We start from the raw sequence: 19,763 nt of genomic DNA on the forward strand, positions 1-19,763 counted from the left end.
CGCCCCTGCGACCCTTCCCCGGCGAAGGCCGGGGCCCAGGTGGGGGACACCGGTAACGACGCGAATCGGCCGTTCCCTTCCGTTTTCCATCTGGGCCCCGGCCTTCGCCGGGGAAGCATGATCTCCGACCATGACTCATCCCAAAAACCTCTTCCGCATCGCCGCCCGCGTCGCGCTGGTGCTGGGCGGCTGGACCGCGATCATGCTCGCCATGCCCTTTGTGGGGTCGGCGCGGCAGGTTGCGGTGGTTGGGGATCGGGCGCGAGCATTGCGCGCGATCGCGGCCGCGGGCGGAAGTGTGGTGGAGATACGCGACGGGGCGACCCTGGCACGGTCCGACAAGCCCGGCTTCGCCGCAGCGCTTTACCGCAACGGAGCGCGGCTGGTGATCGAGGGCCGGATCGGCGCTGGTTGCTTCAGCTCTTCGCCACCGGCGCGCTGAACGCCGGCGCATAGCGCGCATACCAGCTGTTGCTGAACAGCCCGTCCGGATCCCAGCGGCGCTTCTCGGCAAAGAAATCCCCGATCTGCGGGTAGGACCGGCGCAGCTGCTCCGGCGTGTAGTGGAGTTGATAGGGCAGGAAGAAGCGCCCGCCTTCCTTCGCGGTCAGATCGATCAGGTCGCTGGTCAGTTTCGCCATCGCCTTCGTACCTTCCGCATCGGTCTTCTGGTTGAGGTAGAGCACAATCGAGAAAGCCGGCGCCGGCGCATAGCTCAGCGCATTGGGCTCGGTATCGACCGCGCGGATCGAGGCGTTGACCAGATTGGCCTTCTGCTCCCGGAACAGGATCCGCATGGCATCGATGAACGGCACGATCCGATCGCGCGGGATGAAATATTCGTGCAGGATGTCCGTCTCGGCCGGCAGCGCGTTGCGCAGATAGGCGACGCTGTCATGCATCGGATCGTTGCGCGAAACGAGGCATGCCTCCCCGTCGCCCATCGCCTGGGCGCGGGTGATGGTGCAGGTCTCGAGCCGGTGCTCGATATGCTTTTCCGACCACCATTTGGCCGAATTGAAGAAGTCGCTACGCTTGGCGAGATTGACGGTGAGGCGGCGCAATTTCGTCGAGCTCACTTCGGCCAGTGGCGCGCGCGCGAGGCCCTGATCCGCCGGCACCTTGCGGTAGCTGTACACCAATGCCTCCTGCAGCAGCGAGCCGGGCGCAGTCGAGAGATGGGTATAGGTCAGCCCGATCGCGGGATCGGCCTCGATCTTCGCGAAGGTCTGCGGGAAGGCGCGATAGTCGATCAGCGCGCGCTCGGAGCGATAGACGTCGTTGGGCACCACCTCCAGTTCAGCGCTGAGCATCACACCGAACAAACCGTAGCCGCCAACGATATGTCGGAAGAGATCGGGATTCTCGGTCCGCGACACCGTCACGATCCTGCCGTCGGCCAGCATCACGCGCAAGCTGCGGATCGATCCCATCACCGCGCCCGCCTGGTGATCCATGCCGTGCGCGTTGACCGAGATCGAGCCGCCGACGGTGAAGATGTCGGTCGATTGCATTGCCTTGACCGCGAAGCGCGGATGGATCGCGTTCTGGATATCGTGCCACGTCGCGCCCGCGCCGACGGTGACGGTCCGCGTCGCCGCATCCAGGGCGATGGCGTTCATCCCCTTCATGTCTAGCACCACCCCGCCCTTGCGAAAGGCCTGGCCGCCCATGCTGTGCTTCATGCCGGCCGGCGAAACGGTGAGGCCATGCGCGCGGGCATAAGCGATCGCTCCGGCCACATCCTGCTCCGACCGCACCGCGACCACGCCCGCAACCGGCGTGCGGCTGAGGCAGCTGGCGTCGTTGACCGTGCCGCCCCGCTGCGACCAGGCCGGTTCCGGAACGCTCGCCGCATGCCCGGCGAGTGCGGGCAATGGCGGCAGGATGTCGCCACAATCCTTTGCCGCGACCGGATCGGCAGCGAGCGGCAGCGCGTAGAAGGCCGCGCTCGCCGCGGCGAGCGCGATCACCGATACGCCGATCAGCAGCTTCTTGCGTTTCATGATGCCTCCATGGCCCGGTCCAGCGCAGCAAGGAACTGCGCCGGATCCTCGATATGCGGGATATGCCCGACTCCCGGGAGCCGCTGAAAGCTCCGCGCGCGAAAAATTCTCGCAAGAGCTTCTCCCTGCGCGATCGGCGTCACCGTGTCGGCCTCACCCCAGATCAGCGCGACCGGCGGCCTCATCCCGGCGAGGCCAGCGCTGCGCCGGCTGAGGCCCGCATCGGTCGCGGCGAACAGCGCCGGCGTCCAGGCGGCATAGCCCGCGGTCGAACCGCTCCGCCGCATCGGCGCGCGGATCGTATCGATCCAGGGCGCGGCCGCTTCCTTGCGCGCCAGCATCGGGCGCAGCAGCGATGACGTCGCCATCGGATTGGTCAGCGTTGCGGCGACAACGGGCTGCAGCACGATGGATGGAAGAACGCCCGAACCGGCGTGGGCCGGCGGATCGAGCAGCCCCAGCGCGGGATCGACCAGCACCAGTTGCCGCACCCGCGTCGGCGCGCGCAATGCCAGTTCGGTCGCCGCCCCCGCGCCAAAGCTGTGCGCGACGACGATCGCCGGCTGGTTGCCCGCCACCGTCTGCAACACCGCCGCCAGCCGCGCCGCCTGGGCCGGCCGGTCATAGCGCGCCTGCGGATCGCGATCGGAATATCCGAAGGGCGGCACGTCGGCCGCGATCACGCGGTAGCCCCGCGCCGCAAGATGGAGCGAGACGCCACGCCAGAAGCCGCTCCACCCCGCCGTACCCGGCACGATCAGCACCGGCGTTCCGTTCTCTGGCCCCGACAGCGCGACCGCCACGCGGCCGAGCGGCGTCGCGATCAGAGTCGAGCTGGCGGGAATTGCGTCGTCATGCTCGCGCATGGCCGCGGCGACGCGGAACAGGAGCAGGATCGCGATGACGACCAGCACCAGGCCGAGGGCCAGCCGCCAAGCGAAGCGCAACGCGCCGCCGATCGAGATCCCCCTGCCCATCTTCCGACGATATGAGGCAAATCTTACCGGACCGTCACCCTCCGCGTGATGATCGCACGCCGCCGCTCCTAGATTCCGTACACATCGAGCATGGTCGGTATGACATCGTTCATCAGGCGGATGACCTTGCGGGAGATCTTCCACCCATCGCCTTCCAGGCGCAGCTCATGTTCGTAGCGGCCGAAATAGGCGTGACTGCGATTGGTCCTGAGATCCTGCACGTTGACGATGAAGGAAGAATCGACCCGAGTCGTGATATCGTCGACCGGCTCGGACAGCACATTGCCGATCAGGTGCGCCACGCGGGGCATCACCGCGGAGGATACCGAGACGCCGGAGCGTATCCGCTGGACACGGTCCTCCAGATTGCGCCGGCCGCGATAGAAGATCAGCGAAAGCTCCCGGTCGGGATCCTCGGTCTGCGTGCCATCATCCCGCCATGCCGGCATCCAGAACAGGCAATCGGCGGTATAGAGATCGAGCCAGGCGTCAAAATCCAGCCGATCGAGAAACAGCGCTTCGCGATACAGATAGGCCGCCGCCTCGGCCTGCCCCAGTGACGTCATGACAGCGCGCCTGCCATCCGCGCCGCCCAGGCGCGATAATAGCTGCCGAACAGGCTCTCGTCGCACAGCTGCGCATCGGCGAGCACGCTGCGCGCCGGCCTGAGATCGATCATGTCGGAATAGGCGTTGCCGCCTGCGACCGAAGCGGCGAGCCCGCGCGCATGGCCCTGCAGCCACGGCCTTTCCTGCTCCGCCATGCCGAGCTGCGCTTCCTCGTAACAGACCGTGTCGTCGGGCGTGGCCATGCCGGTCGGATTGAAGAAATCTTCATATTGGCGAATGCGCAACGTCCGCGCCTGGGCGCTCTCCCCCCGCGGCGCGATGCACCAGGTCTGCATTTCAGTGAGATTGTGCGCGATCGGCCGGATGACGCGCAGCTGGCTCGAAGCATTCTCCGCGACCTGCATGTTCGGGAAGATCGTCAGGTTGCGCATGTTGAACATCCAGTTCCGCCGCGCGGCGCCAAACTCGCGCGCCAGTTGGTCGGCGCGCTCATAGGTTGGCTGGGCCGACGATACCGGCATCACGCCCCAGTTGAGCACATGCCCGTGATCGAAGCTGTAGGTTCCGCCGGTGACGCCGCTCGCATCCTCCTGCCAGAAATCGGCGGCGCCGAACGCCGCCTGCACCAGTTCGGGTGCCTGATCCCTGGCGCGCTGATCCAGGATGCGGATGTAGCTCGGGTGAGTCGACGTGAAGTGATATTGGTCGGAGCAGTTTTCGAGCTGCATCTTCCAATTGGCCGCATAGGTGAAGGTAACCCGGCCGGGGACCAGTTCGACACCCTCGGGCGCCTTGTCGACGACGAGATCGATCAGCTTGCGCGTCTCGCCCAGATGCTCCTCGAGGCTCGGCACCTCGGCATTCAGGCTGGCGAACAGGAAGCCGCGATATTCGCCGAACCGCGCGACCGATGCGAGATCGTGATTCTCCTCGTCGAAACCGGCCGCATAGCAGCCCGCTTTCTCCCATTTGATGTTGCGGTTGGTCCCGGCGCTGTCGAACGTCCAGCTGTGATAGGGGCAGACGTGCCGGCGCGCATTCCCGCACAGCTTCTGCACAAGCCGCACGCCCTTGTGGGGGCAGGCATTCACGAAGCAGCGCAATGCGCCCTCGCCATCGCGGCTGACGATGATCGGCACGCGGCCGATGAACCCGGTAAAATAATCGTGCGGATGCTCGGCCTGAGTGGACAGGCCGATGAAAACCCAGCCGCCCTCGAACACATGCTTCATTTCGAGCGCGAAGAGCGCGGGATCGCGAAACAGGGCGCGGTTGACCCGGAATACGCCATCCCGCGGCCGATCGTCGATGAGATCGCGAAGGGCGAAGCCTTTCGTCATGCACCCCCCCCTCCTTATGCGGTCGACATGCTACGCTGCCCGGCCATCAAAGCATATCAATAGCGACAACGTCCTATCCATATCAACGAAGTCTGCGCGGGCAGATTACTCCACCGTCACGCTCTTCGCGAGGTTGCGCGGCTGATCGACATCGGTGCCCTTGGCCACCGCGACATGGTAGGCGAGCAACTGCACCGGCACGGCATAGACCAGGGGCGCGATCAGCGGATGGACCTTGGGCATCTCGATCGTCGCAATGGTGTTCTCGCCGGCCTGCGCGATGCCGTCGGCGTCGGAGATCAGGACGACCTGCGCACCGCGTGCCTGGGCCTCCTGCATGTTGCTGACGGTCTTGTCGAACAGCGGACCGGACGGGGCGATCACGATCAGCGGGACATTGTCGTCGATCAGCGCGATCGGACCGTGCTTCATCTCGCCCGAAGCATAGCCTTCGGCGTGGATATAGCTGATTTCCTTGAGCTTCAGCGCGCCTTCGAGCGCCAGCGGATAATCCGGCCCGCGCCCGAGATAGAGCACGTCGCGCGCCGCCGCGATCTTCGGCGCCATCGCCGCGATTTCCTCGTCATGCGCCAGCGCGCGACTCATCGCCTGGGGCACTTCCTGCAGGTGATGGACGATATCGCGTTCGACCTGTTCGGTCAGCATGCCCTTGGCCCGAGCGAGATTGGTCGCGAGCGCGGCCATCACGGCGAGCTGGCAGGTGAACGCCTTGGTCGAGGCGACGCCGATTTCCGGCCCGGCATGAGTCGGCAGCAGCAGATCGACTTCCCGCGCCATCGAGCTGGTCGGCACGTTGATGATGCCGGCGGTGGTCAGCCCGGCTGCCTTCATGTGGCGCAGCGCCGCGAGCGTGTCGGCGGTCTCGCCCGATTGCGAGATGACGATGCCGAGCATGTTCGGCGTCAGCACCGGATCGCGGTAGCGGAACTCCGACGCCACATCGACCTCGACATGGACGCGCGCGAGCTGCTCGATCCAGTATTTGCCGATCATGCCGACATAGGAAGCCGTGCCGCAGGCGACGATCGCCACGCGCTCGACAGAGCCGAGATCGAACTCCATGTCGGGCAGCGCAACCTGCTCCTCGAGCGGGCGCAGATAGGACCGCAGGGTCTGCGCCACGACCACTGGCTGCTCGTAGATTTCCTTGAGCATGAAGTGGCGGTGATTGCCCTTGTCGATCAATTGGCCGGACGCGCCCGAATTGACGATCGGCCGCTCGACCGGTTCATTGTCCTTGTCATAGACCTGCACGCCCTCGCGCCGGATCACTGCCCAGTCGCCCTCTTCGAGATAGGCGATGCGCTGAGTCAGCGGGGCCAGCGCGAGCGCGTCTGAACCGAGATAATTCTCGCCGTCGCCATAGCCGACGGTCAGCGGGGCGCCGAGCCGGGCGCCGATCAGCAGATCGGGCTCGGACTTGAACATCACGCCGAGCGCAAAGGCCCCGTGGAGGCGCGGCAGCACGTTCGCCACTGCCTCGCGCGGCTTGAAGCCACGCCCCAGTTCGCGATCGATCAGGTGAGCGACGACTTCGGTGTCGGTCTGGCTCAGGAACTGGCGCCCCTCGGTGATCAGCTCGTCGCGCAGCGGCTTGAAATTCTCGATGATGCCGTTGTGGACCAGCACCACGTCGCCGACGATGTGCGGATGGGCATTGTCGACCGTCGGCGCGCCGTGCGTCGCCCAGCGGGTATGCGCGATGCCGCTGTCGCCGGGGAGCGGATCCCGGGCCAGCTCGGCCGCGAGATTGACCAGCTTGCCCGGCGCGCGACGCCGATCGAACGCGCCGTCATGCACGGTGCACATGCCCGCCGAATCATAGCCGCGATATTCGAGCCGCTTCAGCCCATCGAGCAGCCGATCCGCGACGGGCCCCTTGCCGAGAATTCCAACGATCCCGCACATAGAAATGTACCTTAGATAGAGGTCAGTTCGCGAAGTTGGTGTCGACGAACGCCCATGTAAATGTCAGCGGGTCGGGCTCGCTTCCCTGGGCTGCGACAAAAGCCGGCCGCCCCTTTTCCCAGACCCTGTGGATTTCATCCGGCATCGTCTCGGGGAATTGCATCTCGGCCTCGACAATTTCCAGCCAGGTCCCGGGTCGTTGATAGATTTCCCGCAGCTTGGGTTCCATCGACGTCATCATGGCGCTCGACCGGTCATCGAGCGCGCCGATCGCTTCGAGAACATAGCAGTCCAGCAGCTTCAAAAAAGGCTTTCCGGCGTAACGATCGCTCACTTTTTCGCCGCGGCCTTCTTCGCCGCCATGACGTCACGAAAACGCGCACCTCGGCCGGGCCGCACTTCCTGCTTGCCGCGCGCGATCGCCAGATCGCCGGCCGCAACATCGGCGGTGATCACTGAGCCCGCGCCGACGATCGCACCGGCGCCGATCGCGACCGGCGCGACCAGCGCGCTGTTCGATCCGATGAACGCCCCCTCGCCGATCACCGTCCTGTATTTGAAGAACCCGTCATAATTGCAGGTGATCGTACCCGCGCCGATGTTCGCGCCGGCACCGATCTCCGCATCGCCCAGATAGGTCAGGTGGCTCGCTTTCGCACCGGCCCCCAGCACTGCCTTCTTCATCTCGACGAAATTGCCGATCTTCGATTGCTCCCCCAGCACCGCGCCGGGGCGAAGCCGCGCAAACGGGCCGACTTCGGCGCCGGCGCCGATCGTCGCGCCCTCGATATGGCTGAAGCCGTGAATCACAGCGCCGTCAGCGATGCTGACGCCGGGGCCGAAAAAGACGTTGGGCTCGATCACGACATCGCGGCCGATAACCGTATCGAAGGCGAACCATACCGTATCCGGCGCAATCAGGCTCGCGCCCTCGGCCATCGCCCGGGCGCGGCGCGCCTGCTGCCAGCTCGCCTCGACCGCGGCCAGCTCGCCACGACTGTTGACGCCGGCCACTTCCGCCGCGTCGGTCTCGATCACGGCGGAAATCCGCCCTTCCCGCCCGGCCAGCATGACGATGTCGGGCAAATAGAATTCGCCCGCCGCATTGTCGTTGCCGACCTGCGCCAGCAGCGCGAACAGGTCCTCGCCGCGCACTGCCATCAGGCCGGAATTGCACAAGGTCTCGGCGCGCTCCCCGGGCGTCGCGTCCTTATATTCGACCATCTTGGCGATGCGCCCATCGGCATCGGCGATCACCCGGCCATAGGCACCGGCCTCGGCCGGGCGGAAGCCGAGCACCACCGTCGCAGGATCGTCCGCGCCGTGCAGCCGTTCGAGCATCCGCTCCATCGTCGCGGTCGTGACCAGCGGCACATCGCCATAGAGGATCAGCACATCGCCCCCGAAGCCGCCCATCGCCTCCTCGGCCTGGTGGACGGCATGGCCGGTGCCGTGCTGCTCTGCCTGCACCACCGTCATCACGCCGAGCGGCGAGACCGCTGCCTCGACCTGTTCGCGGCCCGCGCCCGTCACCACCACCGTACGCGCCGGCGCGAGCGCCGCAACGCTGTCGATCAGGTGAAGCAGCATGGGGCGCCCGGCGATCGGGTGGAGCACCTTGTGCAGATCGGATTTCATGCGCGTGCCCTTGCCGGCGGCAAGGATGATCGCAGCAACAGGACGGGTCATTGAGCCTCCAAGCGGCGGCCCTGCCATGATTGGCTTGCCATTTCCATAGTGTGACTGGCAGGCGCGGCGATGATGACGAAGTTTTCATTCGATATCGTCGGGTTCGATCTCGACGGCACCTTGCTCGATACCAGCGGCGATCTCGCCGCAGCGGTGAATCACGCCCTGGTGGCGGCAGGCCGGCCGACACTGACGGTCGAGCAGGTCCGCGCGAATACCGGCGGGGGTGTCAGGCATATGCTCGAACTCAGCATGGCGCCGGGCGGCGGATGCAGCGAGGCTGAGTTCAACCGCCTCGTGGGGCTGCTGCTGGCCTATTATGAAGCGCATATCGCGGTCGAAAGCCGCCCCTTTCCAGGCGCGATCGAGGCGATCGACGCGCTGCAGGCGGGCGGCGTGAAGATCGCCATCATCACCAACAAGGTCGAACGTCTTGCGGTAAAGCTGCTTGACGCGCTTGGCCTCGGCGATCGCTTCGACGTGGTAATCGGCGGCGATACGCTGGGCGACGGCCTGGCCAAACCGCACCGTGCGCCGATAGACGAAATGATTCGCCGGTGCGGCGGCGGCCGCGCGGCCTTTGTCGGGGATTCGCGCTACGATATCGCGGCGGCAAAGAATGCCGGCATTCCCAGCATTGCCGTCAGCTTTCCGCCGCAACCCGCCGAGGAATTGGGTGCGAACGCCGTAATCCACAGCTATGGCGAACTGATTCCGACGCTCGAAAGGCTGACCGTTTGATCGATCGCGCTTTGGCGGCAAAGGCCGCATTCTGGGGGGCGCTGCTGTTTGCAGTGGTCATGGCGGTCCTTCCCAAGCCTCCGCACACTCCGATCGACCAGTTCGGCGACAAGTTCGAACATATGCTCGCCTTCGGTACGCTCGCCGCGTGCGCGGCGCTGGGTTACGCCGAGACGCCGCTGCTGCGCATCGGCGAGCGCCTCTCCTTCCTAGGCGCGATGATCGAACTGATACAATCGATCCCCGCGCTGCACCGCGACTGCGATATCAGGGACTGGGTCGCCGATACCGCGGTGATCGTTCTCGTCCTGTCGATTGCCGCCCTGTTCCGCCGCGCCCGCGCCGAGCGCCGCCTCATCCGGCTATAGCGACGCGCCGCCGCCGTTGGCCAATGGGTGGCCGGGACGCCGACGAATGGCTACAGACGCCGCGATGTTGAACGGATTTGGCCACCGCACGCTTACCGCGATCCTGATCGCCGTCGTCGCGGCGATCGCGGTGCTGATGATCGCGGGCCATTTGCCGGCAGCGCTCGTAACCCTGGTCGGCGGGATCGCCGCCGCTTTGCTCGCAGCCGGCGCCGGTGACGAACCAGCCGCGACCGTCACCCCCAGCACCGATATCGCACCACGGACACCGCGGGTCGCCGAGGTGATCGAAGCGATCGTCGAACCGGTGCTGATCGTCACCGAGGGCCGCGTCACTCATGCCAATGCGGCAGCCCTGGCGCTACTCGGCGGACATATCGTGGGCGAAGACGTACGGCTTGCCATCCGGCACCCAGCCGCGGCGGAGAGGCTTGCAAGCCCCCTGGCCGGGGCGCCGGTGGAGCCGATCGATCTGGTCGGGCTCGGCACGCTCGATCAGCGCTGGGAAATGCATGTCGGCGGCACGACGGACGGCCAGCGCATCGTCCATCTGATCGATCAGACCGGCAATTATGCGGCCGAGCGCATGCGCGTCGATTTCGTCGCCAATGCCAGCCACGAACTGCGCACCCCGCTCGCTTCGATCCTCGGCTATATCGAGACGCTCGAGGAAGAAAATGCCGGCGCCGACAAGGCAGTGCGCAGCCGGTTCCTGAAGATCATGTTCCACGAATCGCAACGGATGCAGCGGCTGGTGGAAGACCTGATCTCGCTCAGCCGGATCGAGGCCGAGAAATATCGCCTGCCCGAGAGCCCGGTCGATCTCGGCGACCTGATCGGCGAGGTGCGCACTGAATTGCTCGCCGCGCGCGGCGGCGAGATCGTGGCGGATATCGGCGCGGACATGCCCGCCATTGCCGGCGACCGCGCTCAGCTGAGCCAAATGCTGCACAACCTGATCGGCAATGCGATCAAATATGGCCGGCCGGGCGCGCCGGTGACCGTCCGCTTGTCGCGTGACCAGACTGGCATGGTGAGACTCGGCGTCACCGATGAAGGCGACGGCATCGCACCGGAACATATTCCACGCCTGACCGAGCGATTCTATCGAGTCGATGCCGGACGCAGCCGCGCGGCGGGCGGAACCGGCCTCGGCCTCGCCATCGTAAAACATATTGTAGAGCGCCATCGCGGCCGTCTCGACATCGCCAGCACGCTGGGCAAGGGCACTACGGTGACCGTCCTGCTGCCCGCTCACGGAAGCGGTGTCATCAAACGGTAACCGTAATGTCACACAGGCGCGGTGATCGTGCTGCTAGCGCGAATCAGGACATGCTCCCGAGGAAACGCTCAGTGAAACGGCCCGTGCCAAGGATTGCCATCGCGCTCGCCTGCGCCACACTTGCCCTTTCGGGATGTGTGGATCAGGCCAATGGCGGTGGTGCCGGCTCGCGCGACCAGATCAAGGCGGTCGGCTCCTCGACAGTCTATCCCTTCACCACGCTCGTGGCGGAGCAGTTCCTCAACAACAGCCCCGACACGCGGACGCCGGTGATCGAATCGACCGGCACCGGTGCGGGCATGAAGCTGTTCTGCGCGGGGATCGGCGCGGCGCATCCCGATATAGAAGCTGCGTCACGCCGGATGAAAGCGTCCGAATATGCGGCCTGCAAGGCGAATGGCGCCGGCGATATCCTGGAAATCCAGGTCGGCATGGACGGCATCGCCTTTGCCGAGGCGAAGAACGGGCCGAAGCTGCAACTCACCCCGGTCGACCTGTTCAAGGCAATGGCCGCCAGCCCGATGGGCATGAAGAACAATGCGCGCACCTGGCGCGACGTGAACCCCGCCCTGCCGGCCATGCCGATTCAGATCTACGGTCCGCCTTCGACCAGCGGCACGCGCGACGCGCTGACCGAGCTGATCCTCAACAAGGGCTGCGAGGAGGCGATGCCGCAGATGAAGGCGCTGAAGGACAGCGACAAGGACGGTTACGCCAAAATCTGCAGCCGCGTCCGCGAGGACGGCGCCTATATCGATGCGGGCGAAAACGACAATCTCATCGTCCAGAAGCTGCAGTCCAATCCGACCGCGATCGGGATCTTCGGCTATTCCTATCTCGAGGAGAATCGCGACGAGGTGACCGGCGTGCCGCTGAACGGCATCGAACCGACCTATGAGACGATCGCGCAGAACCGGTATCCCGGCTCCCGCCCGCTGTTCCTCTATGTGAAGAAGGCGCATCTCAACGCGATCCCCGGCCTTCGCCTGTTCCTCGCCGAATATGCCAGGCAGTGGGACCCGAGCGGCCCTCTCGTGAAGCGCGGGATGATCGCCTCCCCGCCCGACGTGCGCAAGCAATCAGCCTCCATCATCCGGAACGAGACGTTGCTCGATCCGAGCAAACTGCACTGATCCGCCCATGTCGATGCTTGCCCTTCTTTTCCTGATTGCCGGGCTCGGCCTGATCGGCTGGCTGACGGCGCGCGTGCGCGCCGTCGCCTTCCGACGCGACAGCAGCGCGCGCTTCAGCTCGCTCCCGTCTCATCACGGCACCTATGTGGCATTGTGGACCATATTGCCCGCCGCCCTGTTCCTCGCAGTGTGGTCGTCGGTGTCACCCGCGCTGGTCACCGACACCGTGCTTGAAGCGCCGGCCGCCGCGCAGCTGCCCGCCAACAAGTTCGAGCGCGCATCGGTGCTGTCGGAGGCACGCAACCTCGCCGCCGGCCGCAGCTTCGGCACGTTCAACCCGCTCTCGCAGACGCTCGCCCCCGCCTATGCCGCGGCGCAGAACCGGTACGACTGGATCGGCAGCGCCGCGGCCCTGCTGCTCGCCTTCGCCAGCGGCGCCTGGGCGTTCACGCGGGTCCGCCCCTCGTTCCGGGCGCGCACCCAGATCGAGCGGGTCGTCATGGTCCTGCTGCTCGCGGCCTCACTGATCGCGATCCTGACGACGCTCGGCATCGTCGCCTCGCTGGTGTTCGAATCGGCCCGCTTCTTCCAGATGGTGCCGATCACTGATTTCCTGTTCGGCACGCACTGGAGCCCGCAGGTCATCTCGGCCGAGGATCCGGGCGCATCGCTTGGCGCGGTACCGCTGTTCTGGGGCACTTTCTTCATCGGCGCGGTGATCGCGATGATCGTGGCGATCCCGTTCGGGCTGATGAGCGCGATTTATCTGACTCAATATGCCGCCCCGCGCGTGCGCGCGTGGATGAAGCCGATCCTTGAGGTGCTCGCGGGCGTGCCGACCGTCGTCTACGGCTATTTCGCCGCGCTGACGGTTGCGCCAGCGGTGCGCGATCTGGCCGTATCGCTCGGTGTGACCTGGGCATCGTCGGAGAGTGCGCTCGCCGCCGGTCTGGTGATGGGCGTGATGATCATTCCCTTCGTCTCCTCCATGGCCGACGATTCGATCGCGGCCGTGCCGTCATCGATGCGCGACGGCAGCCTTGCGATGGGCGCGACCTCGTCCGAGACGATCCGCCGCGTACTCTTGCCCGCCGCCTTGCCCGGCGTGGTCGGCGGCGTGCTGCTCGCCGTCAGCCGGGCGATCGGCGAGACGATGATCGTCGTGATGGCCGCATCGGGCGTCGCAACGCTGACGCTCAACCCCTTCGCCAGCGCGACCACGGTGACCAAGCAGATCGTCGACCTGCTGACCGGTGAGGCAGAGTTCGATAGCCCAAAGACGCTCGCTGCTTTCGCCCTTGGGCTTACGCTGTTCGTCGTGACCCTGCTGCTCAACATCGTCGCGCTCACCGTCGTGAAGCGTTATCGCGAGGCATATGAATGAGTAGCGCCCTGACCCTGCCCGTTTCCGGCGAGCGCGCGCCGACCGACTGGCGCGCCAGCGCGATGCAGCGCCGCATTCGTCGTCGCTATGCCGCGGAGCGTCGTTTCCGGCTGCTCGGCCTGGGCGCGGTGCTGATGTCGGCCGGTTTCCTCGTCTTCCTGCTCGCAACGATGCTGGCCAACGGCATTGGCGGTTTCAGCCGGACCGAGATCAAGCTGCCGATCGACTTCCCGCGGGCCGGGCTGACACTCGACGCTGCCCGCCTGTCCGGTCCGGGCGCAGATCTCGCGCTTGCCGGCGCGGGCATCCAGAACGCGACCGACGCCGCTGCGATCGCGGCGTTCGGCAAGGATGGCGACGCGCTGATCTCCGACGGCGCCTGGCTCAGCGTCCGCAGCGCGGTGAAGGCCGATCCGACGCTGTTGCGCGCCCGCGCAACGATCGCGGTGCCTGCCTCCGATGCGATCGACATCGCCGCGAAGGGCGACGGCACCCCCGCGGCGGAAGCACAGGTATCCCGCCTGAAGGCGGCCGGCGTGCTGACCACCGGCTTCAATCTCTCCTTCCTGCAAGGCGCGGATTCGACCGATCCGACCATGGTCGGCATCTGGGGCGCGCTGAAGGGATCGATCTTCACCATGATCGTCACCCTCGTCCTGGCCTTCCCGGTCGGCGTGTTCGCCGCGCTCTATCTCGAGGAATATGCCCCGCGGAACCGCTGGACAGACCTGATCGAGGTGTCGATCAACAATCTCGCCGCGGTGCCGTCGATCATCTTCGGCCTGCTCGGGCTCGCGGTGTTCCTCAACACCTTCCACCTGCCGCGCTCGGCGGCGATCGTCGGGGGGCTCACGCTCGCGCTGATGACCATGCCGGTGATCGTGATCGCCGGGCGCAATGCGATCAAGGGCGTGCCGCCGTCGATCCGCGACGCCGCGCTCGGGATTGGCGCGTCCCCGGTGCAGGTCGTGTTCCATCACGTCCTGCCGCTCGCCCTGCCCGGCATCCTCACCGGCACGATCATCGGCATGGCGCGCGCGCTGGGCGAGACGGCGCCGCTGCTGATGATCGGCATGCGCGCCTTCATCGCCTCGCCGCCAGAGCGCCTGTCCGATCCGGCGACCGTGCTGCCCGTGCAGATCTTCCTCTGGTCCGATCAGGTTAACCGTGGCTTCGTCGAGAAGACCAGCGCGGCGATCATCGTCCTGCTCGTCTTCCTGCTCGCGATGAACGGCGTCGCGATCTACCTCCGCAACAAATTCGAGACCCGCTGGTAATGACCCAAATTCTCAAGATGACGGCAAACAACGTCAACGTCTTCTACGGCAAGAAGCAGGCGATCAACGACGTGTCGATCGACATCGACCAGGATCTCGTCACGGCGTTCATTGGCCCGTCGGGCTGTGGCAAATCGACCTTCCTGCGCACGCTGAACCGGATGAACGACACCGTCGCCAGCGCAAAGGTGACGGGCGACATCCGCCTCGACGGGGAGAATATCTATGCCCCGGAGATGGACGTGGTGCAGCTCCGCGCACGGGTCGGCATGGTCTTCCAGAAGCCCAATCCCTTCCCCAAATCGATCTTCGAGAATGTCGCCTATGGCCCGCGCATCCATGGCCTGGCGTCGAGCAAGAGCCAGCTTGCCGGGATCGTCGAGCAATCGCTGAAGCGCGCGGGCCTGTGGGAGGAAGTGAAGGACCGGCTTCAGGACAGCGGGACCGCGCTGTCGGGCGGCCAGCAGCAGCGGCTGTGCATCGCGCGCGCGATCGCCGTCGACCCCGAGGTGATCCTGATGGACGAGCCCTGCTCGGCGCTCGATCCCATCGCCACCGCGAAGATCGAGGAGCTGATCCACGAGCTCAAGGGCCGCTACGCGATCGTGATCGTCACCCACAACATGCAGCAGGCGGCGCGCGTCTCGCAGCGCACGGCGTTTTTCCATCTCGGCACGCTGATCGAATATGGCGCGACGTCCGATATCTTCACCAACCCGCGCGAGGAGCGCACGCGGGACTATATCACCGGCCGGTACGGCTGAGCCACGGGACAGATGCAGTGAGCGAACATACGGTAAAGGCATTCGACGACGATATCGGCGAGCTGCGCGGCCTGATCGCCGAGATGGGCGGCCTCGCCGAGCATGCGATCCGTGCCGCGATCACCGCGTTGCAACGCCACGATCTGGAAGCAGCTGCGCGGATCGTCGCCGAGGACAAGAAGATCGACGCGCTCGAGATGCAGGTCGAGCAGCTCGCGGTGCGCATCATCGCGCTGCGTGCCCCCATGGCGGTGGATCTGCGCGAAGTCGTCGCCGCGCTGAAGATCGCCGGCGTGGTCGAGCGGATCGGCGATTACGCCAAGAATATCGCCAAGCGCGTGCCCGCGATCGACAGCCATAGCGAGATCGAGCCGCTGTCGGTGCTGCCCGCGATGGCGACCCTTGCCGCCGCGCTTGTCCACGACGTGCTCGATGCCTTCGCCGCCCGCGACGCGGAAGCCGCCGTTTCGGTGTGCGAACGCGACAAGGCAGTGGACGATTTCTACAACAGCCTGTTCCGGGTTCTCGTCACGCACATGATGGAGAATCCCAAGACGATCGGCCAGGTCGCGCACCTGCTGTTCATCGCCAAGAATCTGGAACGTGTCGGCGACCACGCGACGAACGTGGCCGAAATGGTGTATTACGCGGCGACCGGCACGCACATGGCCGAGCGCGACCGCGCGGCGCTCGAAACGAGCTGAAGGAGCAAGATCGATGGCCCGAGCAAAAATGCTGCTGGTAGAGGATGATGCGGCGCTCGCCGAACTCCTCATCTATCATTTCAAGCGCGAGGATTTCGAAATCAAGCAGACGCCGGACGGCGAGGAGGCGTTGCTGCTCGCCAAGGAGCAGACGCCCGATATCGTGCTGCTCGACTGGATGGTCGAAGGCCTGTCGGGCATCGAGGTCTGCCGCCGGCTGCGCCGCATGCCGGAGACCGCGAACGTGCCGATCATCATGCTCACCGCACGCGGTGAGGAAGAGGATCGCGTCCGCGGGCTCGAAACGGGCGCCGACGATTACGTCACGAAGCCCTTCTCTCCGCGCGAACTGGTGGCGCGGGTCGGCGCAGTGCTGCGCCGCGTGCGGCCGGCGCTGGCCGGCGAGCAGCTGACCTACGGCGATGTCGAGATGGACACGGTCGGCCACAAGGTGCGCCGCGCCGGCGAGGTCGTCCCGCTCGGCCCGACCGAATTCCGCCTGCTCAAGCATTTCCTGGAGCATCCCGGCTGGGTCTTCTCGCGCGAGCGTTTGCTCGATGCGGTGTGGGGGCATGATTCGGACATCGAATCGCGCACCGTGGACGTGCATATCCGGCGGCTGCGCAAGGCGATCAACGGGACCAACCGGCCCGATATCATCCGCACCGTGCGCTCCGCCGGCTACGCGCTCGATTCGGGCGCGTAGCACCGGACGATGAAGGAGCCATGCGCCCGCCCGTGCGTTGGGGGCGGGCGCGGCGCGAGCCTGCGCGTAATGCAGGAGAGACTTGATGAAGCTCATGCTCTTGGCCGCTCTCGCGGTCGCTATGCCGGCGATGGCACAGGAAACGCCGGCGCCCCAGACGACGACAACCACGACGACTGATGCCACCACGCCCGATCCGGTAGGCGGCTATCAGCCGAGCCAGCCGGCGCTTTCCGGCCCGCTGACACCGGGCGTGACGCCGACCTTCGTCCAGGCGCCTCCGCCGGACCAGGCTTTCCCCCCGCCCCCGCCGCTCGCGAAATATCCGATCTGCAAGCGGGGCCAGTTCGACAAGTGCATGCAGCGCGGCGGACGCTGATCTGACGGGCGGGCGTTTCGAGCGCCCGCCCGTTATCCGCCGCCCTTGCCTTGGCCGCGCGATAGAATAGGAACGCTCCATCATCTTTGGGAGCGCCCGCATGACCATCAGTTTCAAGGACCGCGTTGCGATCGTCACCGGGGCCGGCGGCGGCCTGGGCCGCGCCTATGCGCTCGAGCTGGCGAAGCGCGGGGCGAAGGTCGTCGTCAATGATCTGGGCGGCGCGCGCGACGGCACCGGCCATTCCGATGCAGCGCTCCAGGTGGTCGAGGAGATCAAGGCGGCCGGCGGCGAAGCGATGTCCGATGGCGGCAGCGTCACCGAATATGATCATATGGTCGAGCTCGTCGCGAAGACGAAGGAGAAATGGGGCGGCGTCCACGTCCTCATCAACAATGCCGGTGTGCTGCGCGACAAGAGCTTCGCCAAGATGGAGCCGGCGGATTTCGAGTTCGTCATCAAGGTTCACCTGATCGGTTCGGCCAACGCCACCAAGGCGGCGTGGGAGACGATGCGCGAACAGAATTACGGCCGCATCCTGATGACTGCCTCATCGACCGGCCTCTACGGTAATTTCGGCCAGGCCAATTACGGCGCTGCCAAGCTCGGCCTCGCCGGCCTGACCAAGACGCTCTATCTCGAGGGCGCGAAGAACAACATCAAGGTCAACACGATCGCCCCGACCGCGGGCACGCGCATGACCGAGGATCTTTTCCCCGAAGAGGCATTCAAGGCCTTCGCTCCCGAAAAGGTCGTGCCCGCCGCGCTGTACCTCGTGTCCGAGGACGCGCCGACCAACATGATCGTGGGCGCCGGCGCTGGCGTGTTCCAGGCGGCCTATGTCACGCTGACCCAGGGCAAGCTGCTGACCGGCGACGCGCTGAGCCCCGAGGGCGTCGCGGCGCACTGGGCCGAGATCGTCGATCGCACCGACGAGATGACCCCCCAATCCGGCTCCGAACAGGCAATGTCGATCTTCAAGAAGCTGCAAGGCGGCTGACACTGTATCGGTGTATTGTTATGGCAATACACTTGTGGTATTCCCCGGCGCAGACAGGAGGAAAGCCATGTACAGCGAAAGCGATCTTGATGACGCGGTGGCGGCGGGGGTTCTCTCCCGCGAAACCGCCGCGGCCCTGCGCAACCATGTCGCCAGGAGCCATTCGGCCCCGGCGGTGGATGAGGAGCATTTTCGGCTCCTCAGCGGCTTCAACGACATCTTCGTATCGATCGCGGTCGGGCTGGTCCTGGCTGCGCTCGCCTGGATCGGCGGGTCGATCACCACGCCGCTCGCCGGCGCGCTGGTCGCGATCGCGGCATGGGGCCTCGCTGAATATTTCACGCGGCAGCGCCGCATGGCCCTGCCCAGCATCCTGCTGCTCATCGCCTTCGTCGCCGGCGTCACCGCGACGCTGGTCGGCGTGCTGGTCGAGCTGAACCCCGATTTCTCCGATCGTACCGATGCCGTGCTCGCGGCAGGCATCGGCCTGGTCGCGGCAGGTGCGGCGTGGGTGCATTGGAAGCGCTTCATGGTGCCGATCACCGTCGCGGCGGGCGCTGCGGCACTGGTGGCCGTCGCGGTGGCGGTGACGCTTGCGGTGATCCCGGCGGCCAAGGACGCGATCTATCCGATCCTGCTCATCAGTGGCGTCGCGGTGTTCGCGTTGGCCATGTGGTGGGACATGTCGGACCGGGAACGCCGCACCCGCCGGTCGGACGTCGCTTTCTGGCTGCACCTCGCCGCGGCGCCGCTTATCGCACACCCGGTGTTCCACATGCTCGGCGTGTTCAACGAATATATCACGCTCGGCGTCGCGGCGATCGTGCTCGTGCTCTATCTCGTCTTCGCCTTCGTGGCGCTGGCGGTCGACCGTAGGGCGCTGCTCGTGTCGAGCCTCGCTTATGTGCTCTACGCGATGTACTCGGTGTTCCACACGGCGGGCGCGGTCGAACTGGCCTGGGCCTTTACCGGCCTAGTGATCGGTTCGGCGCTGCTGACGCTATCCGCCTTCTGGCACCCGATGCGCCGGCTCGTGGTCGGCACGCTGGGCGACCTGAGCGAGCGGCTCCCCCCGGTGGGCACGATGGCGCACGCCTGAAAACGCGAGACGGCAAATCCGGCCCCCGGCAGCCAGGCTGCCGGGGGTTTGCTTCATTGATCCACCAGCTTCATCAGGCGGCGCTCGATCGGGGCCAGCACCGGGGCCAGTTCGTGCCCGCGCTTCAGCACTACGCCCACTTCGTTGACCAGGGCCCACATGCCCTGGCGGTTGCGGAGCGCCGGGTGCTTCTCGATCCTGAACTCGGGTCGCTCGGCGGCGCGGCGGAAGGCGGCGAACACCGCCGCCTCGCGGCCCAGCTCAATCGCGTAATCGCGCCAATGGCCGGCCGAAACCATCCGCCCGTACAGATCGAGAATGCGGTTGAGTTCGAGGCGTTCGAAGCCGACCTGGCTGGCACGCCCCGGCGGCAGCGGAAACGGAGTAACCGTTCCCATCAGGCCCCCACCCGAGCG

At 66.0% G+C, this 19,763-nt stretch carries 21 protein-coding genes; 13 read left to right on the top strand and 8 right to left on the bottom strand.

Annotated features, from left to right (window positions below):
• Positions 1-130: 130 nt before the first annotated feature.
• On the top strand, positions 131-442 hold the full coding sequence (locus U1769_RS12805; protein WP_332716468.1) for a hypothetical protein: 312 nt from the start codon (positions 131-133) through the stop codon (positions 440-442).
• On the opposite strand, the gene U1769_RS12810 is transcribed toward U1769_RS12805, so the two are convergent.
• From U1769_RS12810 to glmU, 7 genes are all read right to left on the bottom strand, one after another.
• A complete protein-coding gene (locus U1769_RS12810) occupies positions 417-2,006 on the bottom strand; it encodes an FAD-binding oxidoreductase (protein WP_332716470.1) in 1,590 nt (529 codons plus the stop codon). The genes U1769_RS12805 and U1769_RS12810 overlap by 26 nt on opposite strands.
• Positions 2,003-2,983, bottom strand: coding sequence for an alpha/beta fold hydrolase (locus U1769_RS12815; RefSeq protein ID WP_332716472.1), 981 nt, complete (start codon positions 2,981-2,983; stop codon positions 2,003-2,005). The genes U1769_RS12810 and U1769_RS12815 overlap by 4 nt, the downstream gene beginning before the upstream one ends.
• A gap of 68 nt (positions 2,984-3,051) precedes the next feature.
• Positions 3,052-3,549: an aromatic-ring-hydroxylating dioxygenase subunit beta gene (locus U1769_RS12820; protein WP_332716474.1), complete on the bottom strand. Its 498-nt coding sequence runs from the start codon at positions 3,547-3,549 to the stop codon at positions 3,052-3,054.
• Positions 3,546-4,892: an aromatic ring-hydroxylating oxygenase subunit alpha gene (locus U1769_RS12825; RefSeq protein ID WP_332716478.1), complete on the bottom strand. Its 1,347-nt coding sequence runs from the start codon at positions 4,890-4,892 to the stop codon at positions 3,546-3,548. Before U1769_RS12825 ends, U1769_RS12820 begins: the two co-directional genes overlap by 4 nt.
• 105 nt (positions 4,893-4,997) lie before the next feature.
• A complete protein-coding gene (gene glmS / locus U1769_RS12830; protein WP_332716480.1) occupies positions 4,998-6,821 on the bottom strand; it encodes a glutamine--fructose-6-phosphate transaminase (isomerizing) in 1,824 nt (607 codons plus the stop codon).
• Between the two features lie 22 nt (positions 6,822-6,843).
• The gene (locus U1769_RS12835; protein ID WP_332716483.1) at positions 6,844-7,155 is read right to left on the bottom strand and encodes a hypothetical protein; all 312 of its coding nucleotides are present in this window, start codon (positions 7,153-7,155) and stop codon (positions 6,844-6,846) included.
• Positions 7,152-8,510, bottom strand: a complete 1,359-nt coding sequence (glmU, locus tag U1769_RS12840) for a bifunctional UDP-N-acetylglucosamine diphosphorylase/glucosamine-1-phosphate N-acetyltransferase GlmU (RefSeq protein WP_332716485.1) — start codon at positions 8,508-8,510, stop codon at positions 7,152-7,154. Before glmU ends, U1769_RS12835 begins: the two co-directional genes overlap by 4 nt.
• A gap of 72 nt (positions 8,511-8,582) precedes the next feature.
• On the opposite strand from glmU, the gene U1769_RS12845 reads away from it, so the two are divergent.
• The 12 genes from U1769_RS12845 (at position 8,583) to U1769_RS12900 (ending at position 19,347) form a co-directional block, all read left to right on the top strand.
• Positions 8,583-9,251 carry an HAD-IA family hydrolase gene (locus U1769_RS12845; RefSeq protein WP_332716487.1) on the top strand — a complete coding sequence of 223 codons (669 nt, stop codon included), beginning with the start codon at positions 8,583-8,585 and terminating at the stop codon, positions 9,249-9,251.
• 11 nt (positions 9,252-9,262) lie between these two features.
• On the top strand, positions 9,263-9,619 hold the full coding sequence (locus U1769_RS12850; protein ID WP_332716488.1) for a VanZ family protein: 357 nt from the start codon (positions 9,263-9,265) through the stop codon (positions 9,617-9,619).
• Positions 9,620-9,683: 64 nt separating this feature from the next.
• Positions 9,684-10,901, top strand: a complete 1,218-nt coding sequence (locus U1769_RS12855) for an ATP-binding protein (protein ID WP_332716490.1) — start codon at positions 9,684-9,686, stop codon at positions 10,899-10,901.
• Positions 10,902-10,972: 71 nt separating this feature from the next.
• Positions 10,973-12,034, top strand: a complete 1,062-nt coding sequence (locus U1769_RS12860) for a substrate-binding domain-containing protein (protein ID WP_332716492.1) — start codon at positions 10,973-10,975, stop codon at positions 12,032-12,034.
• 7 nt (positions 12,035-12,041) lie between these two features.
• Positions 12,042-13,418: a phosphate ABC transporter permease subunit PstC gene (pstC, locus tag U1769_RS12865; protein ID WP_332716494.1), complete on the top strand. Its 1,377-nt coding sequence runs from the start codon at positions 12,042-12,044 to the stop codon at positions 13,416-13,418.
• Positions 13,415-14,695 carry a phosphate ABC transporter permease PstA gene (pstA, locus tag U1769_RS12870; RefSeq protein WP_332716497.1) on the top strand — a complete coding sequence of 427 codons (1,281 nt, stop codon included), beginning with the start codon at positions 13,415-13,417 and terminating at the stop codon, positions 14,693-14,695. Before pstC ends, pstA begins: the two co-directional genes overlap by 4 nt.
• Positions 14,695-15,459 (top strand): phosphate ABC transporter ATP-binding protein PstB, encoded by a 765-nt coding sequence (gene pstB, locus U1769_RS12875; RefSeq protein ID WP_332716499.1) that lies wholly within the window; start codon positions 14,695-14,697, stop codon positions 15,457-15,459. Before pstA ends, pstB begins: the two co-directional genes overlap by 1 nt.
• A 17-nt stretch (positions 15,460-15,476) precedes the next feature.
• Positions 15,477-16,163 (top strand): phosphate signaling complex protein PhoU, encoded by a 687-nt coding sequence (gene phoU / locus U1769_RS12880; protein ID WP_332716501.1) that lies wholly within the window; start codon positions 15,477-15,479, stop codon positions 16,161-16,163.
• Between the two features lie 13 nt (positions 16,164-16,176).
• Positions 16,177-16,869: a phosphate regulon transcriptional regulator PhoB gene (phoB, locus tag U1769_RS12885; RefSeq protein ID WP_332716504.1), complete on the top strand. Its 693-nt coding sequence runs from the start codon at positions 16,177-16,179 to the stop codon at positions 16,867-16,869.
• Between the two features lie 85 nt (positions 16,870-16,954).
• Positions 16,955-17,248, top strand: coding sequence for a hypothetical protein (locus U1769_RS12890; protein ID WP_332716506.1), 294 nt, complete (start codon positions 16,955-16,957; stop codon positions 17,246-17,248).
• Positions 17,249-17,348: 100 nt separating this feature from the next.
• Complete coding sequence (locus tag U1769_RS12895) at positions 17,349-18,248, top strand: SDR family NAD(P)-dependent oxidoreductase (RefSeq protein ID WP_332716508.1); 900 nt, start codon at positions 17,349-17,351, stop codon at positions 18,246-18,248.
• Between the two features lie 67 nt (positions 18,249-18,315).
• Entirely contained in the window at positions 18,316-19,347 is a 1,032-nt protein-coding gene (locus tag U1769_RS12900) for a DUF2339 domain-containing protein (RefSeq protein ID WP_332716511.1), read from the top strand.
• Between the two features lie 53 nt (positions 19,348-19,400).
• Here the strand turns inward: U1769_RS12900 and U1769_RS12905 are convergent, their stop codons facing one another.
• Positions 19,401-19,745, bottom strand: coding sequence for a DUF2794 domain-containing protein (locus U1769_RS12905; protein ID WP_332716513.1), 345 nt, complete (start codon positions 19,743-19,745; stop codon positions 19,401-19,403).
• Positions 19,746-19,763: the final 18 nt, after the last annotated feature.

This window comes from Parasphingomonas zepuensis, from assembly GCF_036663735.1.
GTDB lineage: Bacteria > Pseudomonadota > Alphaproteobacteria > Sphingomonadales > Sphingomonadaceae > Sphingomonas.